16 protein-coding genes are annotated in these 13,269 nt (G+C 58.3%); 6 read left to right on the forward strand and 10 right to left on the reverse strand.

From position 1 onward, the window contains the following. Positions 1–3 precede the first annotated feature (3 nt). A complete protein-coding gene (locus HWY30_RS29550; protein ID WP_090812793.1) occupies positions 4–1,179 on the forward strand; it encodes a hypothetical protein in 1,176 nt (391 codons plus the stop codon). A gap of 879 nt (positions 1,180–2,058) precedes the next feature. On the opposite strand, the gene HWY30_RS29555 is transcribed toward HWY30_RS29550, so the two are convergent. The 7 genes from HWY30_RS29555 to HWY30_RS29585 form a co-directional block, all read right to left on the reverse strand. Next, the gene (locus HWY30_RS29555; RefSeq protein WP_090812794.1) at positions 2,059–3,081 is read right to left on the reverse strand and encodes a CAP domain-containing protein; all 1,023 of its coding nucleotides are present in this window, start codon (positions 3,079–3,081) and stop codon (positions 2,059–2,061) included. Between the two features lie 200 nt (positions 3,082–3,281). Continuing rightward, entirely contained in the window at positions 3,282–3,656 is a 375-nt protein-coding gene (locus tag HWY30_RS29560; protein WP_090812795.1) for a hypothetical protein, read from the reverse strand. A 1-nt stretch (position 3,657) separates the two neighbouring features. Further along, positions 3,658–3,828, reverse strand: coding sequence for a hypothetical protein (locus tag HWY30_RS29565; protein WP_167368889.1), 171 nt, complete (start codon positions 3,826–3,828; stop codon positions 3,658–3,660). Between the two features lie 13 nt (positions 3,829–3,841). Further along, positions 3,842–5,026: a FlhC family transcriptional regulator gene (locus HWY30_RS29570; RefSeq protein ID WP_090812944.1), complete on the reverse strand. Its 1,185-nt coding sequence runs from the start codon at positions 5,024–5,026 to the stop codon at positions 3,842–3,844. A 67-nt stretch (positions 5,027–5,093) separates the two neighbouring features. Further along, positions 5,094–6,425: a hypothetical protein gene (locus HWY30_RS29575; protein WP_090812796.1), complete on the reverse strand. Its 1,332-nt coding sequence runs from the start codon at positions 6,423–6,425 to the stop codon at positions 5,094–5,096. Next, complete coding sequence (locus HWY30_RS29580; RefSeq protein WP_143037380.1) at positions 6,397–6,672, reverse strand: hypothetical protein; 276 nt, start codon at positions 6,670–6,672, stop codon at positions 6,397–6,399. Before HWY30_RS29580 ends, HWY30_RS29575 begins: the two co-directional genes overlap by 29 nt. Before the next feature lie 206 nt (positions 6,673–6,878). Then, positions 6,879–7,577, reverse strand: a complete 699-nt coding sequence (locus tag HWY30_RS29585) for a nuclease-related domain-containing protein (RefSeq protein ID WP_090812945.1) — start codon at positions 7,575–7,577, stop codon at positions 6,879–6,881. Between the two features lie 397 nt (positions 7,578–7,974). On the opposite strand from HWY30_RS29585, the gene HWY30_RS29590 reads away from it, so the two are divergent. The 5 genes from HWY30_RS29590 (at position 7,975) to HWY30_RS29610 (ending at position 11,302) form a co-directional block, all read left to right on the forward strand. Further along, positions 7,975–8,286, forward strand: coding sequence for a hypothetical protein (locus HWY30_RS29590; protein ID WP_090812797.1), 312 nt, complete (start codon positions 7,975–7,977; stop codon positions 8,284–8,286). Positions 8,287–8,394: 108 nt separating this feature from the next. After that, positions 8,395–8,829, forward strand: coding sequence for a hypothetical protein (locus tag HWY30_RS29595; RefSeq protein ID WP_090812798.1), 435 nt, complete (start codon positions 8,395–8,397; stop codon positions 8,827–8,829). 10 nt (positions 8,830–8,839) lie between these two features. Next, positions 8,840–9,619, forward strand: a complete 780-nt coding sequence (locus HWY30_RS29600) for a hypothetical protein (protein WP_090812799.1) — start codon at positions 8,840–8,842, stop codon at positions 9,617–9,619. Between the two features lie 272 nt (positions 9,620–9,891). Continuing rightward, the gene (locus HWY30_RS29605; RefSeq protein ID WP_090812800.1) at positions 9,892–10,977 is read left to right on the forward strand and encodes a DUF7146 domain-containing protein; all 1,086 of its coding nucleotides are present in this window, start codon (positions 9,892–9,894) and stop codon (positions 10,975–10,977) included. A 103-nt stretch (positions 10,978–11,080) separates the two neighbouring features. Further along, a complete protein-coding gene (locus HWY30_RS29610; protein WP_090812946.1) occupies positions 11,081–11,302 on the forward strand; it encodes a hypothetical protein in 222 nt (73 codons plus the stop codon). Positions 11,303–11,376: 74 nt separating this feature from the next. Here the strand turns inward: HWY30_RS29610 and HWY30_RS29615 are convergent, their stop codons facing one another. From HWY30_RS29615 to HWY30_RS29625, 3 genes are all read right to left on the reverse strand, one after another. Then, positions 11,377–11,610, reverse strand: coding sequence for a hypothetical protein (locus tag HWY30_RS29615; protein ID WP_090812801.1), 234 nt, complete (start codon positions 11,608–11,610; stop codon positions 11,377–11,379). Between the two features lie 238 nt (positions 11,611–11,848). Beyond that, entirely contained in the window at positions 11,849–12,238 is a 390-nt protein-coding gene (locus HWY30_RS29620; RefSeq protein ID WP_090812802.1) for a hypothetical protein, read from the reverse strand. Further along, complete coding sequence (locus HWY30_RS29625; protein WP_090812803.1) at positions 12,235–13,254, reverse strand: PRTRC system protein D; 1,020 nt, start codon at positions 13,252–13,254, stop codon at positions 12,235–12,237. Before HWY30_RS29625 ends, HWY30_RS29620 begins: the two co-directional genes overlap by 4 nt. Positions 13,255–13,269: the final 15 nt, after the last annotated feature.

Raw genomic sequence — 13,269 nt, forward strand, 5'->3', positions numbered from 1 at the left:
ACCATGGGCAGCTTGCTCGAAATGATGTTCGTCCTTTTGGGCTCAGCGATCCTGACAGTGCAGGGCATCAAGCTAGACATTGAGCATCAGCGCGCGACGATGCTGGCGCTGGAGGGACAGAACGAAGCGACGCTGGTGACTGCCTTTCAAGGCTGGATCACTGATAACTTCGGCACGATCCTGACGCAGTACGCCGCCTCCAATATCGCGACCGTCACGCCTCCGACGATCGCTCAACTTGTGACGGCGGGCAACCTCAAACAGGCACACAAAAGCGGGCCGTATTGGGGTGGTGCGTACGTCACAACGATGACGATGGTGCCGTCAGGCTGTACGCAGACAGCGGGCGACTGCCACGTCGCCTTCACGATGTATCCGAACACGCAACTGCTCAAGGGCGGCAAGCCGGACGTCGCTGGTGCTGCACAGATCGCCCTGGCCGGTTCGAAGCTGGCGGGCACGAGCCAGTTCGGCTATTCGAACGCACAGAGCCCAGCGCAGATCACAGGCATCAACGGGTCATTCACGGCAAGCAACCCGTTAGGATCGAAAGCTGCGTCGATCATGGCGACGAACGGCCCCGACACAGACGGCAACTCGGTGTATATCCGGCGCGATGGCAGCTTGACCTGGACCGGCGATCAGGATGTCAACAACGTCAGCCTTAAAAACGTCAACGACATCAAGGCACAGACGCTTGAGGCAAGCGGTGCGGTGACCGCAGCGAGCGTAGCGGCCACTGGTGCGGTTACGGCCGCGACCATGACTGCAACGGGGGCCATAAAAGGAAATTCCGTCACGTCGACGACCACATTGCAGGCAGGAAACATCGCAGTGCCACGCGCGGCTTGTACGCCTAATGGACTGATCGGAAGCAATAGCGATGGATCGGGACAGCAGCTTACCTGTCAGTACGGTATCTGGCTTCCGACGGGGGGGCAGCTATTGAGAATGGGCTATTTCCCGGTGAATAACGGCTCGACTGTCCCGAAGCCTACTTGCCCAGCAGGGGGGACGCCAATCGTGGAACCCACGCCGTGGAGCTGGTATGTCAACACATCGGCCACTGTGAACTTCAACGCCACCGACTACGGAACCTACTGGTACATCACCATTACCGATGGCGGTGGTGCTGGTATCCAGGGAAGCGGGACGGCCGGAACCTACTGCTCCTACTGACACACAGACATGACTGAGAAAACGGTAATCCCGTCGCTGCGCGCGGCAGTTCTTTGTTCGGCGCTTCTAGCGCACGTTGTGCTGGCCAACCCTGTCGTTTGTTCGCCGGGGTATTGGGACGCTACCTGCAATCCGAGAATCGCGGCAGGCTATCAGGCGCCGCCTACATGCTCGCAGGACCCGGGATGGACGACTGGCTCGGCCGCGCAGTGGCAGGGCTCGCATTTCTCGTCGCCGCAGTGTAATTACCAAGCGCCGCCGAGTTGCCCTGCTGGTTACTCTACGATTTCCGGCCCGTCATGGAACGGTTCATCATGGGTTGGGCTCGCATGTGCGATACCACCGCCACCAAGTCAAGGTACATGTCAGTACGGATTTTTGAGCGGACCCACGTGGACCGGCAGTTCGTGGTCATACACCTGTAACGCACCGCCGCCACCGCCGCCTCCTGTTGGAGACCGTTCAGCGATTTGTTCGGATGCGATTACCGCAGGAATGGCGGCGCTACGTCCCGTGAGATTTGGCACATTCTCTGCACTAGATGCGCAAGGTTATGTCCCGCCTGAGAAGGGGGGCGGATATCAAATGTCCATGTATGGCGGCGACACTCACTATTCTGGAGCTACTGACGGGATTTGGGCATATGACGCAAACAACCCCGGTGGGGCTGGTGGTCCCACTGGAAGCGGTGGCATTGGTTCCTGCATATTTCGGGCGGGAACGTCGAATCTGCTTATGTGGGAATATGACATTGTGGTCAGCTATGACGGCGGTTAAAAACCGATACCGCTGACGGGTTAGGAGCGGAACAACGAAAAGGGGTGCAGTCCGCAAAGGCTGCACCCCTTTCTGTATTGAAGCGTGTCTTGCGGGATAGTGTTAGCCGACGATGTTTCCGGTCGTGAAGGTGAAATTACGCGAAAAAGCCGTGCCGTTGACCGTGCCAGTGACCGAAACGCTGTATGTCGTATTCGCCGTCAAAGGAGTAGCCGGATAAGCCACCGCTGCATACGGCTGCGTGATCTTGTTCGGATCGTTGGCCGAATAGAGCAGTTGCAGGTTGATGACGTTGCCGGACGGGTCGGTCATCGTGCCCGAAGTCAGCACAATCGTATCGGTCGCGTTGCCGATGACAACAACCGGCGTGCCCCACGGACCCGATGTATTCGGCGGCGTAGGCGATTCCGAAACGGCCTTGTACGGAACGCCGGTCGTGCCTTGACACGGAAACGTCATGGGTCCGCTTGTGGTGAGTTGCTGCATCGACGTGTCTGCGAGAGTCAGTGAACCCCAAGCCACCGGGAAGCCATTCAGTGCCGTCTCGTATTCGCCAACGCCCATCTTCGTAACGGGGGTCAGCAGAATCTGAGAGTGGTACACGGTCGAAATCCACTCATTCACCAGTGTCTGGCCGTACTGCGTTTCCGAGAGTGCCGACGTGGTGTAGTAATTCGCACTTACGCCACCAGTGTATGCGACAGCAGACGGGAATCCGAAATGAACGTCCCGATCAACGTAACTCACGCCGGTAAAGCCTTGCTGACCAGCCGTTTCGTTGTCGGCCACCGTGTTGTTCAATCCTTCCCACATCGCATGCGCTTGCGCAGCTTGATCGAGAATCGTGTTTTGCTGAACTGCCGGGAAACCGCATTGCTGACGGTAGGCGTTGACCTGATTAAACATCGCAAGCGTGGCGCTGTTCGCTGCGTATTGCGGGGTGGGTTGAGTGCCCGTTACCGGAGAGCTGGCCGAACTCGGAGAGCTGGCCGAACCCGGGGCGCTTGCCGGCGTCGCGGCGCCGGTAGAGCTGCTCCCCCCGCCACCGCCACCACCGCATGCGGCGACGAGGATGCTGGCTGCAACCGCAGCCGAAGTCAGTGCGAAAGTGCTTTTGATGGTCATTTTTCTGGCCCTAGTCGTTAGTGCAGTCGCCCCCGCGATCTGCTTACTTTCATCTTATCGAGCGCAATCCAAAGTCAAGGCAGCGTCGGCCGCAACCTTCGGAAAGCGTGAATGCTTACCGCAATTTTCACGTGCGCAGGCATTGTAAAGAGCGGTAAGCACTTGCGGCGAGCCCGTCGTTGTGTAGACGCAACCGTTTGCTACCGTCGCCCGGAGCGGTTCCTTCGCCGGTTTATGCGAATTGCAACGAATAGCGCGGCGAGTAGGATGCCGGCGATCGCTGGCTGTTGTTTTCCAACCGTTGAGAGCAGCAGCGACCCGCCCCACAGAAGCGCGAGGAAGAACACAACACGCTTGAATGTCTTGCTGTCAAGCACGCGCAAGATGCGGCCACCTGACTGCGCGCACCGTTTCGAGTACTGTTCGTTGGATCGTTCAAGGTCGAAGGCTTGCGTGTCCTGCGTCGCCTGCCGCTCGGCTTTGTAATGCCGCTCGTACCGTTGAAACCTTGCGTCGCCACGGCCCCTGAGCCAGGCCGCGACGCTGTCACCGAAGAGATAGGCGAAGTCCTGCATATCAGTGGATGACGTCCGAGCAGAACTCCACCGCGCCAATGACATCCGGAATGCATTGGCCGTCGGCTTCGGCGTGGAACTCGCCAGTCTCAATGTCGCGCCAGCCGAACTGTGCCCGGCCATCGTGAGAGAAAACCACCAACCCAATTTGAACCGCGAAATCCTGATGCATGACGCACTCTCCTTCAGTGTGACTGCTTGCGCTTGCTGACCTGACTCTTTGGAGAGAGAAGGTAGTTGCAACCGGGGCAGCTAAAGTCCTTCGCCAGTTCAATCTTCCCTTCGCCGTTGGACAGGACGTAGTCCGTGCCGCAGCTGCGGCAAGGTGCCATCGTCAGACGGGAGTCAAGCGCCATCGCCCTCGTCAGGTGATTGCCGCGATCGGCCGTAATCACGAGACTTTTGCCGAAGGTCTTGGCCATGATGTCGTTAGCCGCAATGAGCGCTTCGGGAATGTTCCCGCCGTTGTCCAGCGCACTGCGATAGAGCCACACGTATGTCGTCGCCTGAAGCCGATGAACGGATTGCTCGACGTACCAGATCAACGACGTAGGGTTGCATCCGCAAGGCGAACTCACGCCGTGGATGTGCTTGTATGTGGCGCGAGCCTTGCCCGGGTTCAGGCTAAAGAGGTTTGTTGCGGTCGATGCCCGGCAGCCTTGACCCATCATCATGCGTGCGAACACCTCCTTTTCGCTTCGCTCAAGCCGCAGGTCTGTCCACGCGTGCTGATAGGGAAGGGAGGCGGTGCGAACGGGGGAAGTGCGCATCAGATAGTGAGCGACCGTTTCTTCGGTGAGCCACCCAGCGCCGAATTCCATCCAGAAATTCGAGTCGTGGAAACGCCACCGGAAAAGCGGAAACTTGATCGCGCCGATCGCGTTGTCAAGCCGTGCCATCGGGAGCGATTTGAGATACGACGCGAGTTCTTTGGAAATGCCGAGTAGCGGTATGGCGGCGACATTCATGTGCAGCACGTCCTTAAGCAACTGAACGTAAGCCTGGTTGTAGTGGTAGATGTCCCGACTGGTGATCTGGTCCACTCGCGGCATCTGTTCGGTCAGCTTCTCGACGTTGGGCGAAAACATGGCGCCGTCGACGAACGTCTCCCAGTCGCGCGGATCGTCGAGGACTGGAGCAAGGGCAACGAACGGGAGGTTCATAAGCGTTGCCTTCGCGGCGGTCTGCTGCCGGAAAGTATCCATGTTGGCGTGTGAAACGCCGAAAATGCTCTCCAGCTCGCTATGGCCGGCAAGGGCGAGAAACATGAAGTCGGTAAGGGAAAAGTTCGCGCGCTGTATTTTCTCGGCCAGCCAGGGCGTGAGCAGTACGTTGCGCGCGTCGGTGCTGAGCGATTTTTCGGTAGACATTATTTGATTTTCTCTCTTGTTAATCACGGCGCCCGGTCTAAGGCGCCATCCACTGAGCATCGGTTTATTACCGCTGCAATGCCGAATCGATTTCGGCGACATATTTGCGCAACTGCGCAGCAAGTGCTTCAAGCGCTGGGTTGTACTGTTTGGGGTCCGGGGATGCGAGGACGGCCAGCTGGAAAGTGCTCATCTTGCCGCTGACGTCTTCCCAGGCCACGGTCAGCGCTTCAAGAGAACTCTGCACTGCCTTCCCCGCATTCAGTTCGGCTTGCTGGCGACTGATTTCCGCCTCAATGTTGGCTTGATCAATCTTAAGCGCCTGCGTTTTGCTCTTTACCTCTTCGAGCTCCTCGTAGGCGTCCATCACGGCCTGCTTGGCGGTCTGATATCCCGCGGGAAGGGTCTCGACGGGAATCTCGACCTTTTCTACTTTTGCCGGTGCGTTCAGGGCCGCCTTGAGTTCCAAGGAAAGTTCCAGTACTTTCTTGTTTTGGACAGCCAGTTCCTGTTCCATCGTCGGATAGCCGGCAGTGCGTTCGGTAAGAGCCTGGCGAAGGTTGGCGATGCTGCTTTCCTTTTCGGAAAGGTGACGCTCGTAAGTCGCAAGTTGCTCTCTCAGATGCTGACTTTCGCGCTCTGTGACATCGAGTTGCGTCTTGTGATCCTCAAGGATCTCGTGGATTTTTTCCAATTCGCGAGCGGCGTCTTCGGCCTCTTCCTCTTTAAGCTGGAGTTCTCGCAAGAGCCTTTCGACGTCGTCCTTGGTCATCTTCTTGCCGTTGGGAAGCTCATTGGCTTCCTTCTTCTTCAGCATGATGGTTTCGATCTGCTCTTCCGTGACGTCTTGCGCGGCCAGCAGATTAAGCTCTCCATAGCTGAAGACTCGGATTGCTTCCGCATTGTCGGCAAACTTCTGATGGCATCGAATGTAGCCGCGCGCGCTGGGCTGTGTGATCCCCATCGCCTTATGGAAAAACGCAAAGCACAGTTGCGCCGCCTTCCTGCGAGCAGGAAACGTATCGCCGACCTTCCCGGTGTGGTGGGTAATGGCCATCTTCACCATCTGCTGAAGGTGACCGCCGAGGATAATGAGTTCTTGTACAACCTTCGAGCGGGACTCGGACACCGACAGCATGTGCTCTACGAGCTTGGCGATGAAGTCGGTGTGTTCCGGCCCGGTGCCAAAAACGTCTCGGGCGGCTGCGGCAATGTTATCGCGGGTTACCGCGTTCGGATCTTGGACGCTAAAAACGAATTCATTGATTGGGTCAAAAGAGACCATATCCGCGGCATTCCCCGCGCTATCGTCGTGTGGCGTGATCCCCGGCAGCAGTCCCGGAACTGGCCCTCGGCTCGACGGCATCAAGTCAGTACTGGACGTCTTGCGATTTTGCATTCTTCTCTCCAGAAGTTAAAAGAAAACGACCACCCTTGTTGTCGTCGTGGAAAAAGAGCATGTGCTCAAGACGCGACTGGGCGAATGTCCCGCTGTCGTTTATTGCGCGGCGTTGTTGGGTCGATCGTGGCTGCGGGCGCCTGTCAACAGCTTCAGAACCGCCAAACCAAACGTGAAGACCCTTGCCGCGCCAGGGTTGTCGCCGAACTTTGATGACAGCGTAGGTCGTCGCTTTCGTCTCGCGCATGTTGTGCCCCGGTCTGGCGTCTATGAGCAGACGCTGAGTAGTAAGAGAGAGTAACGCTGTGTAACTGCGCTCAACCTGCGAAAGGCGGCGTTTTTATACCGGCTTTCCGCCATGGGAACCGCGTCATATTCGTCTGACGAAAGCCTCAAGGTAGGTTTAACGGTTACATTTCTGAAACATTTAGGGAAATCGGTGGAAGATTTGGTCTATCGCTCCTTGTCGGCCACGTAAGAATTACCACTCACGCGTGCGAGATGCGCGTCCATCGCCGCTCGGGTGGTCTGTAGTAAGGGAGCTATCGCGGTGGCAGCCTTCCTGACATCAATTGCGGGTAACCCGCTGAAGCTATCGCGGCGCGCGCGAAGCCAGTGCGGCAGGTCGCCAAGAGAAAGAAGGTCGGAGTGCAGCGCGGGGCTAAGGTGCGCGTCGTCGGAAACAAGCAGCCCTGCGCCGGCGACTGGCCATAGTGTTGGCAGCCGACTGCGAAAAAAGGCGACCTTGGTCCGGTTCTGTTCAAGAGGGGATCGACGGTCCTGAGCACTGCCGTCGCGGTCGGTTCTCGTCAAAAACCCCTGCGCACTCGACGGGCTGATGTGCCCCGACCAGTTCTTTGTCTCGAACACGAAGATGCCGAACGGGGTCACTGCGAGGTGATCGATCTCTGCGCTGGGGAAGTCGGTTCCCGGCGCATGTTCAATGATGATCGGTCCTTCGAAGAGGTGATAGTCAGCGCTGCAAAGCGCGATCAGGGTTTCGCGTAGCCTGGCCTGCGCTTTGGCTTCGCCCGCCGCGCCGAGTGCCGCGCTACGGTCTTTAGGTTTTTGCCGAAGCCATTGGAAGGATGGGCGTTTCTTGCGGGTGAGGAGTTGCCATGCGCCGACGCCTAAAAGGATCTCGAAGAACATCTGTTGCCCCATGCAGTGTGATGTGTAGGACCAGCTTGACACGCTCACATCGAAGTCAAGGAAGCTAAAGACGTCGAATCCACATCGCAAAGGCGAAAGCGCACCTGTTTTCTGAAGCTTTACCGTCGCTCGGTCGCGGTGAGATGCGTAAAGTGGCATTCATCCCCGCGTCTCCGACGCATCGACCCGAGTTACTGGCCTTGTTGGACACGCGGCCGGCCTCTATCCCATCTCCCATCTGTTTGCTTCCGCCGATAGCTGCTTTTGTCACGCCTTGCTGAGCCGTGAGAAAAGCGTCTCTCCGCGCGCCCGTTTTCCCTGCTCGTTTGAGCATCGAAACGGTCCAGTGCCTTCCAGCCTGGACATCCCCTAGTGCGTTATTTTTCTGGAGAGAAAAATGCCGAAGCAGTTCGTTATGAAGGCGACCCAATCGCCGTTGTCGTTCCTTGCTGTGTGTTTTGGCCTTTGGTTTGCGGCTCATTCATTTTTCGCTGCTCTTTTCGTCGGTTTCGTTGTCTACCGGTGGATCAAGGCATCGATTCGCAACGCAATGAAAGACGAAAAAGAAGCAAGCGATGCAATAGCAGCAACCTCCGCGACTGCGCAGCCTCAGGCTGAAGCGGTTAAGGCGGCGGCTGTCACTCCTATAAAACGACAGTACGCCAAGTCACCTGTCGTTGTTCCGCTTAAGACAGGCACCGACGAATAGTCGGCCCGCCACTGACCGCAAAGATGCCCGTTCGGGCGTCTTTGCACCTTCACCCCAACGGGAACCAACCCGTTGCGGGCATGGGTTCCCGTTCACCGGAGACTACCCATGGAAACCGAAATCACGGCATGGCAACTCGATATGTTCGGCGGGGATCAGCCAATCCTTGCCAACGCACCTCCCAAGCCTGACCCGCTACCTGATCCGCAGTTCTGGAGCGAAGCGGTGCGCGACAAGATGGTCGACGCGCTGGTGGAGCTTGCTACCGACAGTCGCCGTGGCGACAACATGCCCGAGTCGTTGATGGATTGCTGCACGCTACTGAGCGACCGACTCCGCAACCGGAAAAAGCTCGAGCTTGACGACTACCGCGCAACGCTCGGTTGGGTGATGGAGTTCTGGGACGGCGCCTTGCCGTACCGATACGTTTGCCTCATCAACGGCGTCGATCCTGAGATCCTGCAGGACGTCATCATGAGCAATCCGCTCCTGAAGCGCGACATGGAAGACGTCCGTCGTGGCTGCTTCGGTTCGTTGCTGTAGGAGAGCCGAAATGACGACAACGACATTTAGCAGGCTCCTCGGCGGCCTCTTTGGCGCAGGCGAAAGCAAACAATCAACGCCAGCAGCGCCTCCTGGACCGGTAGTTGTGGGACAAGGAGGGCGCAACGAGCGGCACGTCGTGATAGCGGGCGAGGCACGGCTCTTTCGCGATGAGGGCGACGTCGTCGTCCAGTTCCGTCCGGCGTTCGACTACGAGCTACGCGACACGCCAGTCGGTATGAAACTCGTTCCCTCACTGGAGCCTCATTGGGCCGTAGTCAGCGAACATCAGGGCTCGCTGAGGGACGCGATCGCGGCAGCAATCAGGAGTGCCGCTTCGCCGTTTGCTGTCGAAGCCGACGCCAGAGAGATCCAGCCTCGCACGCGATCGCCCGTCGTATCCGGCCCCGCGACAACTGTCATTGACAACGAAGCGCCTGCCTTGGCGTCGCTTGCAAAGGCACCGACCGCACGCCGGACGGAGCGTTCACACTACGGCGTGGTGAAAGAGTGGGGCGAACGTGAGTTTCCGGACGGCAAGCGCCCGGGCAAGACGTACGAGTCGTTCTGCTTAATGCTCGAACACCGCGGCGAGACCAGCGTGTTGCAGGGGGAGGGTCTGCGCGATGCGATAGCGGAAGCGCACTGCCGCATTGGCGATCGCGTCGAAGTCAGGCGTCTCGGCAAGACGAAGGTCCCCGCAGTCGACAAACGCGGGCAGCCGAAGCTCGATGCCTCCGGCGCGCAAATCCTCTGGGACAAATGGCTGTGGTCCATCACAAAGAAGTAGTGATCGTTCTGCATCACCGTTGATCCCGAAAATACTCACCGTCGATCCTGTATCGGCTCACCTTTCGTTGTTGTGCCCGTCCCCCACGGATGGGCATGGCAACGGAGGTGAGTTTTCTCCTTCCCGGTCCCGGCCGGAACCCCAATAGGCAACGCCTTCCTTGCTGAAAAAAGCCGTATTCCTTCACCGCTGCGTGATGGACGGCTTTTTTGAGCACGGTTTCACCGCCTGTAAAGGCATCGACCTCAACCACACCACTACTGGAGTGACATATGAATGTTAAGGACCTCAGGCTGTCCCCGGAACAGTGGATTGCGTTGCTCCAGAAGTACGGGGTGCCCGCAACGTCATTGACCGGAAAGGGCGCGCCCTGTCCCATTTGCGGCGGTAACGACCGCTTTACCTATGACAACAAGCGCGAGCGCGGCGATTGGGTTTGCCGTAAGTGCAACGACGGAAGCATGAAAGCCGGTGACGGCTTCGAGCTCATCTGCAAGAGCGCGGGAATCACATTCCGTGAATTGATGCTGGAACTGGACGGTGGCATCCCTGCCGCTATGCCCAGCGGGCAGAGTCGATTGGGCAAAGCGCCAGCGGCCAGCCGCAAGGCCGACCCGGCGTGGGCGCGCAAAAGGCTCGAATCAATGTGGGACAGCGCTGTCGTCAACGGTCGCGATGATCTTATAAGCCGCTATCTGCGCGCACGCGTTCCTGGTCTTGAAGTCTCGCCATCGTCGGCGCTACGTCTGGCAATGCTCGAGTACCGGCACGAGAAGAAGGTGATCGGCAAGTGGCCCGGCATTCTCGCGAAATTCACGCTGCCCGACGGCCGCCTCGGGACTCTTCACCGGACGTTTCTTGACCGGACGAAACCTGCAAAGGCCTCGATCATCACTAACGATGGCGAGGTTTTGCCTCCGAAGCTGAACGACGTGACTGTGAACAGGTTGAACGGCGGCGCAGTCCGGCTGATGGAGCCGGTCAATGGCGAGATCGGTGTAGGCGAGGGTCTGGAGACAGTGCTCGGCGCGCACATGCTGTTTGGTTCGCCTGTCTGGTATTGCCTGAACCGCATACTGCTTTCCGACTTCGTTGTCCCGGACGGGCTTGGAATCCGAGTCGTGCACATCTTCGCGGATTTTGATGCGGTCGATCCGAAGACGCGAAAGTCTCCGGGGATGGCTGACGCACTGGCGCTTGCCAGGCGTCTGCGCTCCGACGGCTACACGGCAATCGTCCATCGGCCGAGAATCCGGGGGACTGACTTTGCTGATGAGTGGCTGGCGTCGTGTAAAGAGCCTCGCGGCCCTGCGGTCCCGGTTCGGGCCGGAAGGACGCCCGAGGCACTGCATTTCTGATTAACAGCGGGTTCACCCGCTCGTAGTTTTTCTTAAACCGCCCGGTGGGGATTCGTCCCCGCCGGGGCCGCAATCCGTCTGGGCTTTCCTCATGGAGAGAAGCATGTTCAAGATGATTGTTGGCCGGTTCGAGATTGTCGCTACGTCGGGAGTCAGGAATGGTTCTGTACGGGTCGGAAAGTCGGACGCACAGGCCTACGACGTGATCGATCGACGTCGGATTGGCATCGTGATCCCTGACAAGATCGGGGTGGAGCTTGACGACGCGTGGTCCTATTGCGTTCGCCATCAAGGTCGAGCTCAAGGCATCGCTCTATTGCATTAAACCAACCCCATGACGACAAAACCCGGCCACTGGCCGGGTTTTTTTTCGTCCTGACATTGGGTGGATCAAGGGCGTCACCACGGGGAGGTCTTGATCCGGAACACAATCTTCAACAGGAGCATCATCATTAAGAGGAAAGGACGCAGTATGCCAATCGCCCAAAGGAATCCGATGCCGCACACTAGAAAGACGGCAACAGTGAAATCACATTTTGGCAACAGGACATCGATGCCGATCAACCCGAAAAGTGCTGCGGCGATGACTGCGCGGCGTGCGAGCGGATCCAGATTCCGGAATTTCTCAAGCATGATCGCGGTCCTTGCGAAGCCATGACAGCGCCGCACGGCGCAGATGATATGCCGACTCCCACGCAGCAACGGCCGCTGCCACAAGAAGCCAGAAGCGCGTAGCGCGAGTCCAGTCCGCATTAGCGAGAACGTGTAAAAGGTCCATTGCTTTACTCCTGCTGTTGGGGGCCTGCTATTGCAGACCGATGACCTATCTTCGCAGATGCGGCGCGAAGTCAAGGCCATCGGCCGCAACTAGCTAGAAACCAGCGAACTGGTCGGCAATTGCGTCCGTGTCGAAACGCTTGGCGCCGGTGACCGTCGGATCGACGGCAAACGGTTCTATCGGTTGCACTGCGGCTAACGAGGCGGCACCAGTTGAGAAGGTAGGTGCTGGACCGCTTTCTACTGTAGCTGTTACCTCCGTGACGCGCCGGGGCGTTGGCGCGTCAGTCATGCGCATGAACGGCGCGTCGAACGGGGCGGCGGATGTGCCTCGTCTCGCTTCTCCTCCATTGAGCGCCGCTCGCGCAAGTGCACGGAGGGCGCCGGCGCGCATGCGCTCGTTGTCGAACTGTTTGACGTAGGCGAAGAGATCAGGGTCCGTCGCTTCGTTGAGCGTGACTTTGACCACGGCCTTTCCAATCATGCAGCGACTCCGAGTGCCTTACGTTCGCGGGCAAGGGTTGCTTCGCCGACGATCAGGAACCCTTTGGCGTTGGCATAGCAGGGGGCGTCAAGCACGTCGAGTTGTACGCGTGGGAATGCTGCCCGTATCGCCGGCTCGTACAGAGCTGCGCCGCCTCCGGTGAGAACGATAGAGCGCAAATCCGCGGTGCGGCCGACACGATTCTGCATTTCTTTGACCGTTGAATTGATGATGGCCTGGGATTGGTCCAGATAAGAGATGAGGTCGATGTCCTTGCCGTAGAACAGGAGCGGCTTTTTCTCGCGCAGGCACTTGTCGATGCGCTCGATATCGTCGACCGGCTCTTTTTCGTTCTTTGCGATCAACGACGCAATGCTCTTGTAGACCTGAGACGCCCCGCCCGGAGCGCCGCCGCTGCGGCGGTCATTCATCGTGAAGCCGTGAGCGACCACCCAGTCCGTCGTGAAATATCCCACGTCGATAACCATATGGGCGTTCTCGCGATCAAAGCGGCTGCCACCATATTCCGAGAAGGAGACCAGTGATCCGAGCGGTTGCGGCACAACCTTGACTGAGTGAATCCTGATATCGCCATGGCCGAAGTTGAGCGTACCGGTGAAAGCATCGCGCAGATGCGCCGAGAACTTGTTAATGGTGTGAACAGGGAGCCCTAGCACCATGCGCTCCACCTCAGTCACGCCAGCAAACTGGAGCGAGCCGCCGAGTAGCGCTGCATAGTTCGCCGTGAGGCAGAAGTCCTCCGATAGCGTGCGGCCTGCGTTGCCATAGGCCGACGACAGTTCTACGCCAGGACCGATTTCATAGGTCGCGCCGTCCACTTCAATTGGCAACACCTTGCGAGAGTGCAGCACGCCTTGTCCGTAGCTCGATACTGCGTCGCTCACCGCGATCGGCGCCACCGACGGAAACATCTGTGTGGCGATGTCTGAACCCATACGGAACGCGCTTTTGGTGTTGCCGTAGCCGACGTCGACTGCGAATACTGATACTTTCATTGACTCTCTCCAGAG

The organism is Paraburkholderia tuberum STM678 (genome assembly GCF_902833905.1).
In the GTDB taxonomy this organism is placed as follows: Bacteria; Pseudomonadota; Gammaproteobacteria; order Burkholderiales; family Burkholderiaceae; genus Paraburkholderia; species Paraburkholderia tuberum.